The sequence below is a fragment of the Amycolatopsis mongoliensis genome (assembly GCF_030285665.1).
In the GTDB taxonomy this organism is placed as follows: domain Bacteria; phylum Actinomycetota; class Actinomycetes; order Mycobacteriales; family Pseudonocardiaceae; genus Amycolatopsis; species Amycolatopsis mongoliensis.
This window is the reverse complement of record NZ_CP127295.1, coordinates 9374838-9394586: the sequence shown is the minus strand read 5'-3', so window position 1 is coordinate 9394586 and position 19749 is coordinate 9374838. Positions and strand designations below refer to the sequence as shown.

General features: G+C 70.5%; 17 protein-coding genes. 2 read left to right on the top strand and 15 right to left on the bottom strand.

The window, feature by feature from the left end:
* Positions 1-9 precede the first annotated feature (9 nt).
* The 4 genes from QRX60_RS45030 to QRX60_RS45015 are packed head-to-tail and all read right to left on the bottom strand — an operon-like array spanning position 10 to position 5275.
* Complete coding sequence (locus tag QRX60_RS45030; RefSeq protein ID WP_285997587.1) at positions 10-1461, bottom strand: aldehyde dehydrogenase family protein; 1452 nt, start codon at positions 1459-1461, stop codon at positions 10-12.
* The gene (locus QRX60_RS45025; RefSeq protein ID WP_285997586.1) at positions 1458-1862 is read right to left on the bottom strand and encodes a hypothetical protein; all 405 of its coding nucleotides are present in this window, start codon (positions 1860-1862) and stop codon (positions 1458-1460) included. The genes QRX60_RS45030 and QRX60_RS45025 overlap by 4 nt, the downstream gene beginning before the upstream one ends.
* Positions 1849-3816: a primary-amine oxidase gene (locus QRX60_RS45020; RefSeq protein WP_285997585.1), complete on the bottom strand. Its 1968-nt coding sequence runs from the start codon at positions 3814-3816 to the stop codon at positions 1849-1851. Before QRX60_RS45020 ends, QRX60_RS45025 begins: the two co-directional genes overlap by 14 nt.
* 31 nt (positions 3817-3847) lie before the next feature.
* Positions 3848-5275 (bottom strand): APC family permease, encoded by a 1428-nt coding sequence (locus QRX60_RS45015; RefSeq protein WP_285997584.1) that lies wholly within the window; start codon positions 5273-5275, stop codon positions 3848-3850.
* A 177-nt stretch (positions 5276-5452) separates the two neighbouring features.
* Here QRX60_RS45015 and QRX60_RS45010 point away from each other — a divergent pair, with 177 nt between their 5' ends.
* Positions 5453-6337, top strand: a complete 885-nt coding sequence (locus QRX60_RS45010) for a LysR substrate-binding domain-containing protein (RefSeq protein ID WP_285997583.1) — start codon at positions 5453-5455, stop codon at positions 6335-6337.
* Here QRX60_RS45010 and QRX60_RS45005 read toward each other — a convergent pair.
* The 3 genes from QRX60_RS45005 to QRX60_RS44995 all read right to left on the bottom strand — a co-directional run bounded on the left by QRX60_RS45005 (position 6300) and on the right by QRX60_RS44995 (position 9795).
* Positions 6300-6905, bottom strand: coding sequence for a 3,4-dihydroxy-2-butanone-4-phosphate synthase (locus tag QRX60_RS45005; RefSeq protein WP_285997582.1), 606 nt, complete (start codon positions 6903-6905; stop codon positions 6300-6302). The two genes, QRX60_RS45010 and QRX60_RS45005, sit on opposite strands and share 38 nt — an antisense overlap.
* 84 nt (positions 6906-6989) lie before the next feature.
* Positions 6990-8309, bottom strand: coding sequence for an acyl-CoA dehydrogenase family protein (locus QRX60_RS45000; protein WP_285997581.1), 1320 nt, complete (start codon positions 8307-8309; stop codon positions 6990-6992).
* A gap of 13 nt (positions 8310-8322) precedes the next feature.
* Positions 8323-9795: an APC family permease gene (locus tag QRX60_RS44995; RefSeq protein WP_285997580.1), complete on the bottom strand. Its 1473-nt coding sequence runs from the start codon at positions 9793-9795 to the stop codon at positions 8323-8325.
* A gap of 877 nt (positions 9796-10672) precedes the next feature.
* Here QRX60_RS44995 and QRX60_RS51740 point away from each other — a divergent pair.
* On the top strand, positions 10673-11080 hold the full coding sequence (locus QRX60_RS51740) for a hypothetical protein (RefSeq protein WP_408630295.1): 408 nt from the start codon (positions 10673-10675) through the stop codon (positions 11078-11080).
* Positions 11081-11233: 153 nt separating this feature from the next.
* On the opposite strand, the gene QRX60_RS44990 is transcribed toward QRX60_RS51740, so the two are convergent.
* From QRX60_RS44990 to QRX60_RS44955, 8 genes are read right to left on the bottom strand one after another with little or no spacing between them, the layout of a single operon-like run.
* A complete protein-coding gene (locus tag QRX60_RS44990; RefSeq protein WP_285997579.1) occupies positions 11234-12823 on the bottom strand; it encodes a bifunctional 3-(3-hydroxy-phenyl)propionate/3-hydroxycinnamic acid hydroxylase in 1590 nt (529 codons plus the stop codon).
* A complete protein-coding gene (locus tag QRX60_RS44985; RefSeq protein WP_285997578.1) occupies positions 12820-13671 on the bottom strand; it encodes an alpha/beta fold hydrolase in 852 nt (283 codons plus the stop codon). The genes QRX60_RS44990 and QRX60_RS44985 overlap by 4 nt, the downstream gene beginning before the upstream one ends.
* A 4-nt stretch (positions 13672-13675) precedes the next feature.
* A complete protein-coding gene (locus QRX60_RS44980) occupies positions 13676-14278 on the bottom strand; it encodes an amino acid synthesis family protein (protein ID WP_285997577.1) in 603 nt (200 codons plus the stop codon).
* Positions 14279-14295: 17 nt separating this feature from the next.
* The gene (locus QRX60_RS44975) at positions 14296-14754 is read right to left on the bottom strand and encodes a VOC family protein (protein ID WP_285997576.1); all 459 of its coding nucleotides are present in this window, start codon (positions 14752-14754) and stop codon (positions 14296-14298) included.
* A gap of 11 nt (positions 14755-14765) precedes the next feature.
* A complete protein-coding gene (locus tag QRX60_RS44970) occupies positions 14766-15776 on the bottom strand; it encodes a WD40/YVTN/BNR-like repeat-containing protein (protein WP_285997575.1) in 1011 nt (336 codons plus the stop codon).
* Between the two features lie 25 nt (positions 15777-15801).
* The gene (locus QRX60_RS44965) at positions 15802-16596 is read right to left on the bottom strand and encodes an SDR family NAD(P)-dependent oxidoreductase (protein WP_285997574.1); all 795 of its coding nucleotides are present in this window, start codon (positions 16594-16596) and stop codon (positions 15802-15804) included.
* The gene (locus QRX60_RS44960; protein ID WP_285997573.1) at positions 16593-18101 is read right to left on the bottom strand and encodes an aldehyde dehydrogenase family protein; all 1509 of its coding nucleotides are present in this window, start codon (positions 18099-18101) and stop codon (positions 16593-16595) included. The genes QRX60_RS44965 and QRX60_RS44960 overlap by 4 nt, the downstream gene beginning before the upstream one ends.
* Positions 18098-19648: an acetolactate synthase large subunit gene (locus QRX60_RS44955; RefSeq protein ID WP_285997572.1), complete on the bottom strand. Its 1551-nt coding sequence runs from the start codon at positions 19646-19648 to the stop codon at positions 18098-18100. The genes QRX60_RS44960 and QRX60_RS44955 overlap by 4 nt, the downstream gene beginning before the upstream one ends.
* Positions 19649-19749: the final 101 nt, after the last annotated feature.

Here is a 19749-nt window from a genome sequence, read left to right as displayed (position 1 = left end):
CGGTTCACCTCACAAGACGATCGTGACGGTCTTGGCTTCGGTGTTGGCGAGAATGCCTTCGTAACCCAGTTCACGGCCGATCCCGCTGGCCTTCACACCGCCCCAGGGCAGCTGCGGGCCGAGCGGGGACCAGCCGTTCACGCCGACCGCGCCGGCCTGCAGCGCGGCGGAGACGGTGTGAGCCCGGCTCAGGTCGGTGGTCCAGACAGTGGCGGCGAGGCCGTAGTCGTTGTCGTTGGCCAGCGCGACGGCCTCGGCGTCGTCGTCGAACGGGATCACCGTCCCGACCGGGCCGAAGATCTCTTCGCGGGCGATCACCTGGTCGTTGGTGCCGGCGAACACGGCGGGGTTGACGAAGAAGCCGGGACCGTCGGGCGTCGTGCCGCCGGTGACCAGCTTCGCGCCTTCGGCCTTGCCCTTCTCGACGTAGCCGAGGACCTTGTCCCGCTGAGCGCGGTTGACCAGCGGTCCCATCGTCGTGGTGGCTTCGAACGGGTCGCCGACGACCTGCGCTTCGGCGGCGGCCTTCAGCCCGTCGAGCACGGCGTCGTGGATCGAGCGGTGGACGAAGATGCGGGTGCCGGCGGCGCACACCTGACCCTGGTTGGCGAAGATGCCCATCGCGGCGCCGCGGATCGCCGCGTCGAGGTCGGCGTCCTCGAAGAGGATCTGCGGCGACTTGCCGCCGAGTTCGAGCGTGGTGCGCTTGAAGTTGCCCGCGGAGTTGCGCAGGATCCGGCGGCCCGTCTCGGTGGAACCGGTGAAGCTGACCTTGTGCACCCCCGGGTGCACGGCGAGCGCTTCGCCGACGACCCCGCCGACGCCCGGCAGCACCTGCACGGTCCCGGCCGGGAAACCGGCCTCCTCGACCAGCTTGGCCAGGTGCAGGATCGACAGGGACGCGTCCTCGGCGGGTTTGACGATCACCGTGTTGCCGGTGGCCAGCGCCGGGGCGAGCTTCCAGCCGAGAATCATCAGCGGGGCGTTCCACGGGACGATGGCGGCGATGACGCCGACGGGCTCGCGCCGCGTGTAGGCGTGGGTGGGGGCACCGAAGTAGCCGTCGTTGACGACCTGCTCGCCGTTGACCTTGTCGGCCCAGCCGGCGTAGTAGCGCAGCGAGCCGATCAGGTTGGGCACGAACAGCCCGCTCGCGAAGCCGAACGGGACCCCGATTTCGAGCGCTTCGAGCCGGGCGAGGGTTTCGGCGTCACGTTCGACGAGGTCGGCGAGCCTGGTGAGCAGGTTCCCCTTCTGCGACGGCGGCACCGCGGCCCAGTCGCCGCGCAGCGCCTTCGTCGCGGCCGCGACGGCGGTGTCGACGTCTTCGGCGCTGGCCGACGCGACGTCTTCCATGGGCTCGCCGGTGCTCGGGTTGAAGGTGGTGAGCGTGCCGGCGCCGCCGGCGGTCCAGCGTCCGGCGAGGAACAGGCCGGTCGGGGCGGTGGTGGTGGCGGTCATGGCGTGCTCCTGGTGGTGTTCCGGCTGGGATGGCGAGGTGCCGCCCAGAGGACGCCGGCGACGACCAGCGCCTCGAGGGCGGTCAGCAGTGCGAGGTGGGCGGGGGCGGGGAGATGTCCGGTGGTGGCGAAGACGAGGTGGTGGTGCGGTCCGGCACCGGGAGAGCGCACGATGAGTCCGAAGTGGATGGCGACCATGCCGACGGCGCCGAAGGCGACCATCGCCCACGAGCGCCGGCTGTCGTGCCGCCACAGGTGCGCGGCGCACGGCAGGCACAGCACACCCATGACGGCGAACACCCACGCTGTGCGACTGTCCACTGTGGCCATGGTGAGGTGACCGGCGCCGCCGGCCGCCGCGGCGACGGCGACCGTGCGGCGCACGCGCTCAGTGGTGCCCATGCTCATCGGCAGCACAGCAGCTGCCGCGGTTGAGGTCGGGGACGTCGAGGGTCGGGTTCCGGTCGAAGAAGCCGTGTGGCTTCAGCCTGAAGCCGGTGTAGTCGACGGGCATGATCGGCCAGTCCTCGGGGCGGACGAAGTGCGTCAAGCCGAAGGTGTGCCAGACGACGAGGTCCTGGCCGTCGACGTCGCGGTCGTCCGCGGCGTAGGCGGGAAGGCCGTCGCGGCCCGGGTTCTGGTTGACGAGGTAGCCCGCCGGCCACAGTTGATCGCGGTCGTAGCGGGTCACCCACAGGTGGTGGCGGGCGAACGCGGCCCGCGCGGCGATCGACGAGGCCGGGTCGGCGAGCAACGCCGGTTGACCCTCTGGGTAAAGGACGTAGGAGGTCGGTTCGCCCAGCCGGTTGCGGCGTTCGTCGCTGGAGATCGCCCACACGCGGTTGAGGTGATTGGCCGCCGGGCGGCGGGCCTCCTGTTCGGTCCGCAGCCGGGTCTTCGTCCGCGCGATCGCATTGCCCCAGGGGTTTCCTTCGCCCATGGGAACCGGCGTGACGTCGAGTTCGTCGACGTGGTTGCGGACGCCGTCCACCGCGAAGTCGAGCCGGGCGGAGAACAGGTGCTGGTGGACCGGCGCGCCCAGCCCCGGGGCCAGTTCGGCGAAGTGCGGGTCCTGCCCGTCGTAGCCGGAGGGGAACGGGATGCCGGTGGCCTTGACCTCCAGTTCGATGGTGCCGTCGAGGTAGAGGTACCAGTAGAAGCCGTAGTCGTAGTTGCCGACGGTGCCGAAGAAGGACATCACGATCCGGCGCTGGCGACGGGTTTCGGAGGTCCCTGTGTAGATGTCGTTGTGCTTCCACAGGACGCCGTAGTCCTCTTCGTGGATGCAGATGGCGTTGCGGATGGTGACCGGTGCGCAGAGGTCGTCGACGACGACCGCGTCGAGGTAGGTGATCTCGCCCAGGCAGTCGCAGCCGAGTTCCAGGGAGTTGGCGAGGCGGCCGAACTGGTACTCGCCGAGGTCGAAGTAGTTCTGCCAGCCGTGGGTCGGGCCAGGGTCGCCGTAGTTGACGACCATTTCGGCGATCGACGCGCGGTAGAGGATCGACCGCTCGGTGCCGTGGTCGTCGTAGGAGAGCTGGTGCAGGGTCAGGCCTTCGCGCCCGTTGAAGCCGAGCTGGACCGACCAGTTCTGCCAGCGCAGGACGCCGTCTTCGACGGTGAAGGAGACGCCTTCGGGCTGGGTGATGGAGATGGGCTTGAGGTCGGTGCGCTCGGGTCCGCGGAACGCGCGGTCGAGGTAGTCGCCGGACTCCGCGGGGACGTGCTCGACGTGGGTTTCCACGACGCGCAGGACGCGGCGGCGGGTGATGTCGACGTGGGCGATGACGCCGCCGATCGGATGCGCCCACGGCGAGTCGCCCGGATGCTCCTGGACCATGCTGAGCACCCGGTACATCCGGGTGCCGACTTCGTCGTCGTAGCCGAACACGCCGGCCGACAGCGGTGCCGTTTTCACCTTGGCGATGTCGGTGACCCCGCGTTTGGCGAGCGCCGCGACCCAGCGGGGATCGGCCTTGACGAGCTGGTCGACGAGCTCGTAGTCCTCGTCCAGGCACGGGCCGAACCCGGAGACGGCGGGGTCGATGGCGGTCCGCGAGACCACCTGCCCGGCACTCAGGTCGACGACGAGCGCGCTGATCGCGAGACTGTCCACATCGGTCAGCAGCAGCGACACCTCACGCGGCAGCTCGCGGGTGCCGTCCCAGGCCAGGACGTCGGCCTTGGCAGGCTCGTGGAGCATGACGTAGGAGAACCGGCTGTGTCCGGTGATCAGCCCGGCGTCGCCGACGATCGCGCGGGTCCGGCGGACCTCGGCTTCGGTCAGCGGCGCCAGCGGGCGGCGGGCGCCGCCGGCCGGCCGCACGTCGGTGGTGGGCAGCGTCTGGAGGGTCATCGTCTTCCTTGCGGTCGTGACGGATCGGGGGTCAGGCGACTTCGGCCGGGGCGAGCGCGGGCGCTTGGCCGCGGACGCGGCCCCAGCCGAAAGCGAAACTGAGCGGGATGGTGACGAGCAGGAGGACGACGGTGACGGTGTCACCGCCGGTGAGCACGCCGAAGTTGTTCAGCACCAACGAGAGGATGCCGAGCATGAGGACCGTGGAGAGGCCCGGCGCGATCCTGGTTGCCCAGACGCCGGCTTCGACCCGGTGGCGCCGGAAGTAGGCGATCACGGCGATCGACGTGAGGGTGTAGAGCACGATGAGGGTGGCGACGGCGAGGCCGCTGAACCAGCTGAACAGCTTCGCCACCGGGTCCAGGCCGAGAACCGCGAAGGACGCGATCACCACGCACGCGGCCAGGGACTGGGCGGCCGAAGCGTTCGCCGGTGCCTGGTGGCGGTTGGTGCGCTCCAGAACCGCGGGGAAGAGGCGGCTGCCGGCCATCGCGTGGAAATAGCGGGTGATCATGTTGTGGAAGGCCAGGACCCCGGCGAACAGCGACGTGCAGAGCAAGGCGTCGGCGGCGGTGCCCGCCCAGCTTCCCAGCACGTCGTTGAGCGGGGTCAAGGCGAAGAGGGCCGGATCGCTCCCCAGGTCCTGGGCGGCTTGCGCCTGCACCTGCGCCGCGCCGTAGTAGGCCACCAGCATCCACGTGACGAACGCCAGGAACACCGCGATGACGGTGACCGCGATGTAGGTGGCCCGCGGGACCGTCCTCTTCGGATCCTTGGCCTCGCCGGAGTAGATCGCGGTGGACTCGAAACCGAACATGGACGCGATCGCGAACATGATCGCGACCCCGGGTGCGCCGGCCAGGACGGCTGACGGGCCGAAACTGCCGGTCACGTCGAGGGAGCCGACCCCGCGGGAGGCGAGCACGCCCACCGCGAACGCGACGAGCAGGAGGAGTTCGAATGCCACGAGGACGGCGAGGACCCGGGCGCCGAGTTCCACCTTGCGCGAGCCGAGGAACCACACCAGGGCGATCGCCGCGAGCGACCATGCCCACCAGGGCGAGGTGAACCCGGCGTCCCGGCTGAACAGTCCGGCCAAGCTGGCGCCGAAGAGGCCGTACATCGCGAACTGGACGGCGTTGTAGGAAAGCAGGGCCAGCAGCGAGCCGCCGGCGCCGGTGCGCAGTCCGAGCCCGGCCCGGATGACGGCGAAGAAGCCGCCGCGGGTGTCGAGGTGGCGGGTGATCGTCGTGAACCCGACGGAGAAGAGGATCACCACGAGGCCGACGGCGAGATAGGCGCCCGGTGCCCCGGCTCCGTTGCCCATCGCGATCGCCAGGCAGGCCGCGCCGACGATGCTGGTCAACGGCGCCTGGGCCGACAGCACGAAGAACAGGATGCCGGGAACGCCGAAAGCGTCCCGTTTGAGGCTGGTTCGGGGTGTTTCCGCGTTTGCCATCAAGCGCCTCCACCGGGGCCGCCGGGGCGGGATTCAGGGGGCGGGACCTGGAGTGGGACACCGCCGGTGACGTGGATAAGAGTCAGCCGGGAGGTGAAACTTGTCAATCGAAAAGTTTGAGTTATACGATGCTGGTCCCAACCGAGTCGCCACCCTTATCAATCCCCGGAGGTCGCGATGGAGCTACGGCAGCTGCGGTACTTCGTCGCGGTCGCGGAGACGTGTCACTTCAGCCGGGCGGCGGCTGGGCTGCACATCGCTCAGCCCGCCCTCTCGCAGGCCATCCGCCAGCTCGAGCATGAGCTGGGCGCGACGTTGCTGATCCGGACGACCCGTCGGGTCTCGCTCACCGCCGCCGGCGAGTTCTTCCTCGTGGAGATCCGCCGGATCCTCGAATCCCTGGACGCCGGTGTCCGCGGGGTCCGCAAGATCGCCGACGGCTGGGGCGGCCTGGTGCGGCTCGGCCTCACCGGCACCGCGGCCCACACCCACCTGCCCCGGATCGCGCGCACGATCCGGCACAGCCTCCCGTCGATCGCCCTCGAAATCCACGCCGACCTGTTGACGCCCGCCCAGTGCGACCGGCTGCGGGACGGCACGCTCGACCTGGCCGTGCTCCGGCCGCCGGTGATCGGGGACGGGATCGTCGCGCGGACGTTCGAAACGGAGGCCTTGGCCGTCGCGCTTCCGGCCGGCCACCCGTTCGCGGTGCGCTCGTCCGTCGGCCTCGGCGAGCTGGGCGGCGAAGAGTTCATCATGTACGCCGCGGCGGACTCGGTGGTCAACTCGGCCGTCGTGCGGGCCTGTCAGTCCGCCGGGTTCACGCCGCGGAAAGCGCACACGGCCCAGGGGACCGCGGTCCTGCTGGCGCTGGTGGCCGCGGGCCTCGGCTTGGCCGTACTGCCGGCGGGAGTGCGGGCCGTGCCGTTCGAGGGTGCGGTGTTCCGGGATCTCGACGACGTCGAACCGGTCGAACTGGCCCTCGCGTGGCGGCGGGGTGACGACAACCCGGCACTCACGGCCGTCATGACCGCGCTGGACGGCGAATTGACGGCCGCCTGAGCATCGGGAGCCCGTGTTCGACCGCGAATCGCGTGGCCGGAACGCCGACGAGGGGTTGTCCCTCGTCGTCCACGAGGCGGCACACCATCGCGACGGGGGAGTGGCCGGCTGACGCGACGAGGTCGACCGCTCGTTCCCAGACCCGTGGGCGGGCAAGGAATCCTTCGTCCGCGCAACGGATCGGGAGCACGTGGCCGGGGCGGATCAGATCGGCCGGGACAGCACGGGGGTCGGCGATCACCCGCATCGTCGAGGCGCGGTCCCGCGCGGAGATGCCGGTCCCGACGCCGGCCGCCGCGTCGACGGCCACGGTGAAGGAGAGGCCGCTGTGGTCGGCGGCGAGCACGGGCTGGTCGGGAATCCGGAGCCGGTCGAGCCAGGCCGACGGCGCCGCGGCGTGCACCAGGCCGGACGAATGCCGGATGGCGAAGTGCAGGAGCGCGGGTGTCGCGGACTGCGCCGGCAGGGCGAGCAGTGCGCCGTGCTCGTCGGGGAGGACCGCGGGGCGGCCGGTCGCGAAGGCGGCGCGGACGGTGTCGTCCGGACCCGGCTCGGTCGCGGCCGCCACCGGGAGAGTGTCCGATTCGCACATCGGGGATCTCCTGTCGGTCGTGCGGGCCCTCTCGACGTCCGCCGAGAGGGCCCGCTTGCCTCACCTGCCGGCGGACGCCAGGTGGGCCTGCGTGGTGGAGATCGCGAAGAGGTCGAGCTGGTCCGCGACGGACCGGACGGCCACCATGTCGCGGAAGTAGCGCTGGAGCCGGGCACCGTCGGCGGAGTGGCGGGTGCCGGCCGAGCGCAGCATCATCTCGACCGCGTCCCACACCTGGCTCTCCGCGACGAGGTACAGGTTGTTCATGCGCAGGGCCCGTTCCTCGCTGAACGGTTCCTGCCCGGTGACCGAGCGCCGGGCGAACTCCTCGTACAGCTGCCCGCCGCGCGCGGACAGGGCGGCCGCCGAGTCCACCAGGGCGAGCGCGGTCCCGAACTTGCCCTGCCAGACCGGGTGGTCGCTGCGCAGGATTTCGTCGCCGCCCCAGGGTGCCTTGCCGGTGCTGATGATCCACTCGTACTCGTCGAGGGCGGCCAGCCCCAGGCCGGCCACGATCGCGGCGATCTCCCCCTCCGCGAAGGCCATGAACGGGCCGCCGTAGACAGGGTTGCCGTACAGCTGAGAACCGACGGTCTCGCCCGAGGCGGAGGACATCCCGGTCGCCGCGACGACGTGGTGCTCGGGCACGAGGGCATCCGTTACGTGGATTCCGTGCGATCCGCTCCCGCGCATGCCGATGATCCCGCCCCAGTCGTCCAGCACGGTGTAGGCCGAGCGCGGGATCATGGCCCAGTGCAGCACCGGCTCGCCGTCCTCGGCCGAGGGCAGCTCGAAGCCGGCCATGAAGTGGGTGGAGTACGGGGAACCGGAGCAGTACTTCCAGGTGCCGGAGATGCGCAGGCCGCGGTTCTCGCGGGTGATCACCACGTCCTTCTGCGGTTTGGTGCTCATCGGGCTGACCAGGTGGCCGTGCTCGCCGAAGATCTCCTGCTGCGCCTGTTCGGGCCAGTAGGACGCGAGGGTGAGCGTGCGCCCCGCGGACAGGCAGAGGCACCATGCGCTGGACGGGCAACCCCTGGCCACCTCACTGATCAGCTGGTAGAAGGCCTCGACACCGAGTTCGAAGCCGCCGAGCTTTTTCGGGAGCAGTACGCGGAAGAAGCCGGCTTCGACGAAGGCCTGGTGCATCTCCGGTGAGTAGAACCCACGCTCCTCGGTCGCGGCCTGCTCCGCCCGCAGCCGGGGGCGCAGGTCGCGCGCGGCGGCCAGCAGGGCTTCGAGCTGTTTGCGTGCGGTTCCGTCCTGGCCGACGACCACGCCGACGCTTTCCGGCCCGGCCTCGCCCGGATATTCCCCGGCTCGCCCGGAATTGTGCGGCTGGACGCTGCCGACGTCGCGGCTCGGCGTGTTGCGTGACATATCGGTCCTCCGGTCAGTTCGTCAGCTCTTCGGAGCTCGCGAGGCGGGCCGTGGAAAGGGTGAACTGCCCACGGCGACGCTGGATGGTGGTCTGGAGAAAAGAAAAGATCAGGTAGGCGATGACGAGGGCGAGCGCGACGTACACCGACGCCTCGGCGTGGTCGAGCGACGCGAACAGCGCGCCGCCGGTACCCAGCACGGCGATGCCGGCCGCGGCGACCAGCACGGCGGGGCGGCTGTCCCGACGACGCAACCAGCCGAAGGCACCCAGGCAGAGGATGCCCCAGATGATCACGGTGATCAGGCTCTGCGCGCCGCCGATCCAGCTGAACACGGGCACGAATTCCGGGGCGCCCTCCTGGGCGGGGGAGAACAGCGGCGCGGTGACGTGCGTGGCGATCACCAGCACGGCCATCCAGACCACCGGCACCGCGGTCCCGAGCACCGGGATCCGGCGCTTCCGGCTCACCCGGGTGAAGGCGGCGGGCAACCGGCCGTCGCGGGCCAGGGCGAACAGGCCGCGGCTGCCGTACACGCAGGTGGCCACCGTCAGCGAGAAGATGTCGAACAGGAGCATGACGGTCAGCAGGTCGGCCAGCCAGGACGCGCCGAAGGACCCGGGTGCGGCCAGGGTCAGCAGCGGTGCGGCGTCCCGGGCGATCGCGCCGCCGTCCGAGCCGAAGCCGATCACCGTGGCGTACGCGACGATCAGGTAGTAGACGGAGGTCAGGCCGACGACGATCAGCATCGCGCGGGGAATCGACCGCCGCGGGTTCGGGGTTTCTTCGGACAGGTTCTGCGCCGATTCGAACCCGGTGAAGATGAACAGGCCGTAGAGCATGCCCCAGACGACTCCCAGCCAGCCACCGTTCGCCGAGCCGACGTCGAACGGGGCGTGCGCCGGCACCGTCCCCGCGCCGAGGCCCCGGATGATCACCAAGGCCGAGAACGCGACGATCGCCAGCATCGACACCAGCGACCACACCAGCTGGGCCCGGGTGGAGATGCTCACCCCGAGCATGAGCACCACGCCGACCACCGCGACGAGCGCGAGGCTGAGCAGCCACCACGGGACGTGCAGGCCGAACCGGCTGCCGAGGAAGTCCTCGACGTAGCCGCCGAAGATGAGCGGTGTCAGGGGGCCGAGAACGATGCTGAAGTAGTTCAGCGAACCGAACGCGGTACCGGCGCGGTCGCCGAACGAGCGGCTGATGTAGAGGTAGCACGAGCCGGTGGCGTCCACCTGCCGCGAGAACCGGGAGAGGGTCCAGGCCACGCCGAACGCGGCCACGGCGGAGAGCAGGACCGACAACGGGATGGCGCCGCCCGCTCCGGCGTGGCCTCTGGCGCCGCCCGCGATGAGCGGGAGGAACGTCACCGCGTTGAACACCGGGGAGTTGGTGCCCAGCGACTGGGCGACGACCTGGCCGAGGCCAAGCCTGCGAGTGCCGAGGGCTGCCGGCGTCGTTTCGCCGCCGCTATCCATCGTGCTCTCCGCGGGACTTCGCCGAGGGCGACGCGAAGGAGCCGGGATGACCCGGCCGTCCGATCCTGACGAACGCGACATGTGGCACCACGGGTCTCCTGTACGATTATCGTTCCTTGAGTTCGGTATGAGTACGATGAGGAACTGTCGTGCACCCGGCGCGATTAGTCAAGGGATTGGCGTCTCGACGCGGAATAAGACGGAATCGCGAAGAATCGGAGTGGAATAAGGCGGGACCACGAAGAATCAGCGGAGTGAGGAATCCGGCCATGTCCTCCTGTTCGCCGACCGTGATCGCATTGCCCGCGGACCCCGGACTCGAGTTCGTAGCTGTGGGTCGAGCGGCCTGGTGGGCTGCCGCCACGCGATACGGCGGGATGCGCCGGCCACCGACTGGGGCGGCGTGGACGCTGACGTCCGATATTGCCTCGAGGAAGTCGGTGGTCTACATGTGAAGTGCGGCTTGGAGCAGCTGTTCGCTGATTCGGGCTGTCTCGGTAAGCGCGCGGACCGCCGCCAGGATCGGGCTGAATGGACATGTCTTGCCATCGGGGGGCAGCTTTTCATCGCCGGTGACCACAGAGAGAACGGCGTACTCATCGGAGATAGCGTGTAGACGCGCCAGCGCGGAGCGGTCGACTCAGCGATCACGAGCGTCCGGCCGACGCGCAGGCCCCGGACGTCCCCGCCCACGCCCTCGAACAGGATCTGGCCGACGCCGTCGTAGCCGCGGTTCGCCGCGGTGGCCGCAGCTGCACCTACCGGTGGTTCACCGGCCCGGACCTGCGCCGGCGTTACCCCCACCGAGGACCACGAGCGCGAAAGCCGGCGCAGGTGGGCGACCCTCGCGGCCCGTCCCGCCGATCCCGTGGCGGTGATGCTGGTCGAGGGGTTGTGCGGGGAGAGCGAGGAGTTCGCCGGCCTCTGGGACCGGCACGACGTCGCGGGCGGCGCAGCGACCGCAAGCGCATCCTGCACCCCGCGGCCGGCCTCGTCGAGCTCGACTCCGACGTCCGGCCACCGCCGGCGACGTGTACTTCCTCTACTCCTCGGGGCAGGGCGGGCTGACCGGGATCTGGCAGGCCCGCCCCTCCGGCACGCCCCGGCTCGTCGTGCCGCTGCCCGCCGAAACGATGCCGAACGCCTTGGTCATCGACGGCGAGCGGACCGCTTCCTGGTCACGGATTCCACCGGCGGGCGCATCTGGCAGGCCTCCTGCGTGGCGGCGCGGCCTCCGTGTGGGCGAGCAACTCCGACCACGGCACCATCGTCCGCATCCCGGTAGCGGCGGGCGGCCGCGCCCAGGTCCGCTGTGACTTGCTTGACGATGAGCAAGATCAGCAGCTGCCTGCCGCCGTCCGGCCCTGATCGACGCCTCCGACAACCTGGCCTGCGAGGTCGCCAAGCCCCGCCGTCTGCCCTCGACCCGTCGTGTGGTTCACCGTTGTGCGCTGCCGAACTGCTCGGCCAGGTTCATGATTGCCGAACCGAGGGCGTCCGCGGTGGTCAACGCCGCGACATAGCGGTCAGGGCGGACGAGCACGACGTCACGGCCACGGGAGCGGAACCATGGGCGAAGCTCGTTGTGCACGTCTTCGACGACAATGGTGCCCGGGTCGACGCAGTGCTGTTCGTGGTGGCGTTCGCCGGCTCGTGATTCGACGATCTTGACGATCCGCGGGTTGAAGATCTTCATCGCGCCGAGCTCGGCGTCGCCGAGCCCGGCCAGCGGGTCGCACTCGAATCCGATCACGGCGAACCACGGCCCGAGCACGTCGTCGAGGCGGGGGTGGGTACCCGTGGCCGTCTCGACCCGTGGCTGGACGAACATGCGGCCCACGCCCGGGACGTCCGCACCGGCCACGAACCCGCCCCGGTAGTGGGGGATCGGCTTGAAGCGCATCTCGAGCACCCACCGTTTGACCGCCGGGGCGAGGGAAGCCGCGCGGAGGAACCAGTTGCGCGCGTGCGCCAGGGATCGCCGCGTCGGACTGAGGATGCGGCCGAGCGTGGTGGACAGCTCGATCATCGCGCGGGCGTGCGGCCGGCGTTCCCGGTCGTAGGTGCCGAGAAGCGCGTGACCGGCCTGGTCGCGGACGGTCGCCGCGAGCTTCCAGCAGAGGTTGGTGACGTCGCGGATGCCGGTGTTCATGCCCTGCCCGGCCCACGGCGGCATCAGGTGCGCGGCGTCTCCGGCCAGTGCGATGCGGCCGTCGGTGAAGCGGGTGGCGATGCGGGAGTGGTGTGTGTAGACCCGGGCGCGGACGACCTCGACGACCTCGGGGTCGGCGACGTGGTGCCGGAGGAGGTCGCGAACGCGGTCCGGCGCGAGCATTTCGTCGGCGTCCTCGCCCGGGAAGAGCATGAATTCCCAGCGGCGGCGGTCGTCCGGTAGGTGGGCGCAGACGTACGGGCGGCGCGGGTCGCAGTGCAACGCGGTGTACGGGGCGTCCAGGGGATCGTTGGCGCAGTCGATGACCACCCACTTGCGTGGGTGGGTCGCGCCTTCGAGGGGGATGCCGAGCAGGCCGCGCACGGAACTGCGGCCACCGTCAGCCGCGATCACGTAGTCCGCGCGGACTTCGCGGGAGCCGGCCAGGGTGAGCGTCACGCCGTCGGCGTCCTGCCGGATCTGCCGCAGTTCCGTGCCGAGCATGACCTGGACGTGGGGAAACCGGTCCAGGCCGCGTCGCAGAACAGCCTCCGCTTCGGGCTGCAGGAAGATGTTCCGCTTGTACCAGCCGTAGTCCTGGGCCGTGGGACGGATGTCGGCCAGGCAGCGCCCGGAGGCGTCGAAGAACTTCAACGGCACGTTCTGGATGGCGCTGCGCAGCACTTCGTCGGCGAGGCCGACGGTCTGGAAAGTGCGCAGGGTTTCGTCGTCCACGCCGATTGCCCGCGGATAGGTGACGACGTCGGGTTCGCGGTCGATGATCAGCGTGGTGACGCCGTAGGTGCCGAGCAGGTTGGCCGCGGTGGCCCCGACCGGCCCGGCGCCCACGATCGCGACCTGGACGCGGTCGGTCACGGCGAGACTCCGTCAAGGAAGCCGGTCACCAGCCGGATGAACTCGGCGGGGTTGTCGTCGTGCGCGTAGTGCCCGGCGTCGGGAATTTCCGCCCAGCGCAGCAGGGGTTGCCGGTCGGCCATCTCCCGGCAGACGGCGACCGGCAGGAAGTCCGAGCGGGCGCCGCGGATGACGAGGGTCGGGCAGTGCAACGCTTCCACACAGGCCCAGAGGTCGACCGGCCCGGCGGGGTCGCCGCTGCGCCGTGCGGCGGCGATGCCCTGCATGTCGAGCTTCCACTCCCACCGGCCGTCGCCACCGGGGCGGACGGTGTGTTCGATCCGCGACCTGAGCGCGTCGTCGGTGATGCCCGGGCGGATGTCCCGCCAGTAGGCACGCACGGCTCCGAGCGAATCGAAGCCGAGCGGAGTGCCGCGCAGCTCACGGAGGATCCGGTCCGCGCCCGCGGTGGCCGTCGACGAACCCGGGCCGATGTCCTCGACGACCAGGGCGGTGACCTGGTCCGGGTGCCGCGCGGCGAAGGCGTACCCGACCGTGCCGCCCATCGAGTGGCCGACAATGGCGAAACTGGTGAGCCCGAGCGAAGCGACGAGCTTTTCCAGGTCGCCGACGTAGGCGTTGGTGAAGTAGTCGCGCTCGGGGTCCCACGAGCTGTCGCCGCGACCGCGGAAGTCCGGGGCGATCACCGCGTGCGTGCTGCTCAACGCGCGGGCGACCGCGTCCCACGTGTGGGCGTAACTGCGCAGGCCGTGGAGCAGGAGGACCGCCGGGGTCCGGTCGTCGCCCCAGCGCAGGTAGCGGCTGGTCAGTCCGTTGAGGACGATCTGGTGACTCGTCGGCTCGGTCATCGGGCTAGCGCAGGCCGTCTTCGCCGCGGACCTCGGTGGCGGTGAGGCCGCCCAGGCGGGCGTGCAGCCTGCCGCGGGAGGCGAACGCGAAGGCGATGACGACTTCGTCCGGGCGGGGCGCGTCGCCGAAGCCGATCGAGATCGTGTCGTAGTTCGAGCGCACGTACAGCGCGTCCTTGTGGGCCAGGGGAATGTCGATGACGGCTCCGGCCGCCCCGACCTTGCCCGTCGACGGCACCCACGACTTCCCGCCGCCCACCGCGTCGCGCACCGGGTCCGCGAACACCTGGGTCAGGAACGCGTTGCCGTGCTCGTACTCGCCGAGGGCACCGACGACGCACGCCTTGCCGTAGCTCTGGATCGGCTCGCCGCCGGCGGCCTCGACGGCACGGCGGCCGACCTCGCGGCCCAGTTCGTCCGACTTGGCGACGATGTCGCTCAGGTCCTCGCTGAAGCGACCGGCATAGGGGTTGTGAATGGCCGCGGCCACGACGATCCGGCGCACCGCCGATCCGTCGGCGGCTTGCCCGGTCTCGTTGGCGAGCACGTCCTCGACGTGGGTGAACCACTTCCGGACGTGGTAGGTACCGAAGTTCACGACTGGCATGGGGGTGGACCTCCTGGTCACGGGTAGAGGGGTTCGAGTTCGACTGGCTCGCTCGGAGCGTTGTGCTCGCCGAGGATGCGCCGGCCTTCTTCGTCGTCGGTGACGGTTTCGGCGAACAGCTCGAACCGGTTGCTGTCGGGGTCCTCGAAGTAGAGGCCGATCCCGACCTTGTGGTCGGTCGTTTTGACCACCTTGACGCCCTTGTCGAGCAGCATTCCGTACAGGCGGCGCAGGTCGTCGACGTCGCCCTGGATCTCCAGGCCGTAGTGCTGCAGACCCAGGCCGCCCTGCTGCGCGCCCTCCTCGGCGCGGATCAGCGCGAGGTCGTGGTGCTTGCGGCCGAAGGAGAGGAAGACCCACTGGGGGCCTCGGGCGGTGACTTCCAGGCCGAGTACGTCGGCGTACCACGCCGCCGAGGCCTCGGGGTCGCGCACGAACAGGGAAAGGTGGGTGCGGACGACCACGGGTTTGATCATGTCGTGCTCCTTCAGTGGGTGGCGGGGGCGTCGGCGGCGACGGCCGGGGTCCAAGCCACGTCGGTGATCTCGGGGAATTCCCGCCATTCCTTGGCGAAGGTGCGGCCGCCGTCGGTGGAGCGGAACAGGTGGCCGTACTTGGTGCCGGCGAAGACGAGGTCCGGGTCGCCCGCGTGGGTGCCGAACGCCCAGACCGTCGAGTTGGGCGGGGTGTCGAAAGTGGATTCCTGCCAGGTCTGTGCGAGGTCGTCGGAGCGGAAGACGCGGGTCTTGGTGCCCGGTGTGCCGTCGCCGATGCCGAGCAGCACCGAGTTGCTGGCGGGGATGCGGGCGACCAGGCGGGTGTAGTAGATGCCCCACCTCGACTTCGTGCCGGTGCGGGTCCAGGTCGTGCCGTCGTCCTGGCTGACGAAGATGGCGTTGACGACGAGGCAGAGGATCGTCTTGGGCGGCCCGTCGAGGACGACGACGCAGTGGATGTCGGACGGCGCGACGCCGTCGGGGCTGTCGACGCGGTCCCAGGTGTCACCGCGGTCGCGGGTGAGCCAGAGGCCACCTTCCTCGACGCCGAACCAGGCGGACTTGCCGTCGACGTGGTCGAAGACGGCGGTGAGGATCCGCGGCTTGCTGACCCCGGCGCAGCGTTCCGGCAGCTCGGGGGAGAGCCGGTCCCAGGTGCCCCCGCCGTCGGTGGTGCGGTACATGACGGCGCGGGACGGCGCACCGGTGCCGACCAGCATGCTGTCCGGATCGTTCGGGTCGATGGCGATCGACCACACCTGCGTGTCGTTGAACAGCGAGTCGACGCGGTTCCAGCGGGTGCCGCCGTCGTCGCTGCGGCCCAGCCCGACCTCGGCGCCAGCGAAGATCACTTCGGGTCGCTCGGGGTGGACGGCCAGCGCGCGCACGACGGAGTCGAACTCCAGCCCCTGGTCGAGGGGGATGCGGTTCCAGGTCGCGCCGTCGTCGTTGCTGCGCAACACACCCTGTCCCGCGGTGGCGACCAGAATGGTTCCCTGCATCGATGATCTCCTGTCGGAAGAGTGGTCAGAGGAAGATGCCCCGGGTGAGGCCGCCGTCGATGCCCAGCGATTCGCCGGTAATCCCGCCGGTGGCGGGCGAGGCGAAGAAGCAGATGGCGTCGGCGACCTCGTCGGCGGTGAGCACGCGCCGGATCGGGGTGCGGTCGATGAAGTTCTGCTCGACCTGGGCCGCGGTGACGCCCTGGGCGGCGGCGTTGCGGGCGTAGAGCTCGTGGATGTGCTCGGTTTCCACGACGCCGGGGTGCAGTGTGTTGATCGTGATGCCGTCCGGGCCGAGCTGGTCGGACAGCACCTTGGTCATGTGCACGATCGCCAGGTTGCGCATCCCGGAGAGGGCGTGGCTCGACCGGCCGGTCAGCCCGCCGATGTTCACGATCCGGCCGTAGCCGTGCGCGCGCATGAGCGGCACGACCGCCTTGACGCACCGGAAGTAGCCCACGACCTTGGTGTCCAGGTCGGCGAGCAGGGCTTCGGGATCGGCGTTCGCGACGTCGTCCCGGACTAGGCCGGCGGGCGCGGCGGCGCCGTTGACCAGGATCGAGACCCGGCCGACGTCCGCAGCCCTTTCGGCGAGCGCCAGCACCGACTCCGTATCGGTGGTGTCGGCGGCGACGGCCACGACCTTTCCGCCGAGCTCGGCCATGATCTCGTCCGCGGCCGCCTGGAGGATGGGCAGGCGGCGCGCGGCGATGACGACCGTCGCGCCCCGCCGCACCAGCGCCCGGGTGACGGCTTTCCCGATGCCCAGGCCGCCGCCGGTCACGATGGCGATCTGGCCGTCCAGTTCCGTTGTGCTCATGAGAGGTTCACCCAGACGCTCTTGGTTTCGGTGTACTGCTCGAGCACACCGCGGCCCATTTCCCGGCCCCAGCCGGATTGCTTGTAGCCACCGAACGGCGAAGCCGGGTCGGTGAGGTTGTAGCAGTTGATCCACACGGTGCCCGCCTTGATCGCGGCGGCGATCCGGTGGGCGTGGGTCAGGTCGTTCGTCCACAGGCCGGCGGCCAGGCCGTAGGGCGTGTCGTTGGCCTTGTCGATCAGGTCGTCGACGTCGGTCCAGCGCATGGCGACCAAGACGGGCCCGAAAATCTCTTCCTGGACCACGCGCATGGCGTGCGTCGTTTCGGTGAGCACGGTCGGCTCGAGGAAGTAGCCGCCGGCGTAGGTGTCGTCGAGCCCCGCCGGGCGCGCTCCGCCGGTCTCGAGCTTGGCCCCTTCGTCGAGTCCGAAGTCGATGTAGGACGCGACGGTGTTCAGCTGCCGGGCCGAGACCAGCGGGCCCATCTGGCTGGCCGGGTCCTGCCCGGGGCCGACGACGATCCGGTTCGCCTGGTCGACGAGCGCGGACATGACGTCGTCGTAGATCGCCGAGTGCACGTACAGGCGGGAGCCCGCGGTGCAGGTCTGGCCCTGGTTGAAGAAAATGGCGTCGGCCGCCGCGGCCGCGACGGCTGTCGGGTCCGCGTCGGGCAGGACGATGTGCGGGGACTTGCCGCCGAGTTCGAGGGAGACCTTCTTCATGTTGCCCGTGGCGGCGACCGTGACGAGGCGCCCGACCTCGGTCGAGCCGGTGAACGCCACCTTGTCGACGCCGGGGTGGGCCGCGATCGCGGCACCGACGACACTGCCCTCTCCGGTCACGACGTTGAGCACCCCGGGCGGGAAACCCGCCTCCGCAACGAGTTCGGCGAGCCGCAGCGTCGACAGCGACGTCTCTTCCGCCGGCTTGAGCACCACCGCATTGCCCATCGCCAATGCCGGCGCCAGCTTCCAGGACGCCATCGACATCGGGAAGTTCCAGGGCACGATCGCGCCCACGACACCGATCGGCTCGTGCACGGTGTAGTTGAGGATCCGCCGCCCGCCCCGCGGCGACAGCGGGATCGTCGAGCCCTCGAACTTGCTCGGCCAACCGGAGAAGTAGCGGAAAAGCTTCGCCGTGGTGGTGACGTCGACCGCACGGGCGACCGACACCGGCTTGCCGTTGTCCAACGACTCGATGAGCGACAGCTCGTCGGCGTGCGCTTCGACGAGTTCGGCCAGCCGGTGCAGCAGCTCGCCGCGCTGTAACGGAGTGAGGTCACGCCAGGCGGGATCGGCCAGCGCGGCGCGGGCCGCCGAGACAGCGGTATCGACGTCGCCCGGACCGCCGCGGGCCAGGGTGGCGAGGGGCTCGCCGGTGGCGGGGTTGGTGGAAACCAGCCGCTGCCCGGTTTCGCCGGGGCGCCAGCCGTTGCCGATGAACAGGCCGTGTTCGCGACCCAGGAAGGAAGTGACGGCCGGAGGAATGTCCACTGTGGTCATAGCGCCATTTCGATCAGGTGCGGGCCGCCGGAGGCGACGGCGTCGGTGAAGGTCTGTCGCAGTTCGGCGACGCGGGTGGCGCGGGAGGCCGGCACCCCGAAGGCGCCGGCCAGCGCGACCCAGTTCACGCGCGGGTCGGCCAGACTGGTCAAGGCGGCGGCCTGGGCGCCGAAGTCGTCGTTGCCGTGCCGGCCGAGTTCGGTGCGCAGCACCTGGTAGGTGTGGTTGGCGGCCACCAGCACGACGACGTTCGCCCGCTCGCGGCTCATCGTCCACAGTGCCTGCGCGGTGTACAGGCCGCTGCCGTCGGACTGCAGCGCGACGACCGGCCGGTCGGGGGCGGCGATGGCCGCGCCCAGCGCGCAGGGCAGGCCCTGCCCGATGGCACCGCCGGTATTGGTCAGTACGGTGTGGGCGGGGGCCGAAGCCGACGCGGTGTAGAAGGGGTAGCCACTCGTGCCGCCCTCCACCGACACGATGGCGTTCTCCGGCAGGCAGCCCGCGACGACCTGGCCGATGGTGCGGCCGGACAACGGTTCGTCCGGGCCGGGCGGCTCGAAGGCCGCGGCAGGCGGGGCCGGGGCGTCGGCGCCCAGCAGATCGGCGAGCCCGAGCAACGCCTCTTCGGCGTCCTCGTGCGGCCGGGCCAGCCGGACCAGCGTGCCCGGCGCGGTGAGCACGCTCGGGACGCCTTCGTAACCGAAGTACGCGATGGGGTCCTCGGCTCCGGCGACGACCACGGCGGGCGCTTCCCGCAACACGGCCGCGGCCGTTTCCGGGAAGTAGGGGAGCCGGTCGATGGCCGGCAGACCGCCACCGCGTTCCGCGCGGGCCGGGAACGTCTCGCTGTACAGCGATAGCCCGGTTTTCGCGGCGACGCGGCCGGCTGCCTCTTGTCCTTCGCGGCTCAAGGCGTTGCCGCCGAGCAGCAGCACGGCCCGCGAGCCGGCGGCCCGCAGCCGCGCCGCGGCGTTCTTGACGGTGTCCCCGCCGACGGAAGCGCGTGACGGTGCCGACGCGGGCTTCGCGGGCTCTTCCAGCAGCTTCTGCTGCTGGTGATCGGCCGGCACGATCATCGTCGAGACACCCAGCAGCCGGTGGGCGTCGTCGATCGCCGTGCGAGTGGCCTCCGCGATGCTCGCGCGGTCGGTGACGGTGTGGACCGTCCCCACCGTCGCGGCCAGCGCCGCGATGTCCGAGGTCAGGGGGGCGTCGTAGGGCAGGTGCCAGCTCGTGTGGTCGCCGACGATGTTGACCACCGGCGTGTTCGCCCGGCGCGCGTTGTGCAGGTTCGCGAGGCCGTTCGCCAGGCCCGGGCCCAGGTGCAGCAGCGTAAGCGCGGCCTTCCCGGTGATGCGGGCGTACCCGTCGGCGGCGCCGGTGCACACGTTCTCCTGCAGCCCGAGCACGGCACGCACACCCGGCACCCGGTCCAACGCGGCGACCAGCGGCATTTCCGTGGTGCCCGGGTTCGCGAAGCACACTTCCGCACCGGAGTGCGTCGCGGCACGGACGAGCGCTTCGGCTCCGGTGACGTCGTCTGCCACAACTTCTCCAGTTCTATTATCGAACAAGCTGTACGGATATCGGCAAGGGTAGCCGCAAGCGCGGTGATGGGGAAGCCCGTCGCCGGACGAGATGGCGGAGG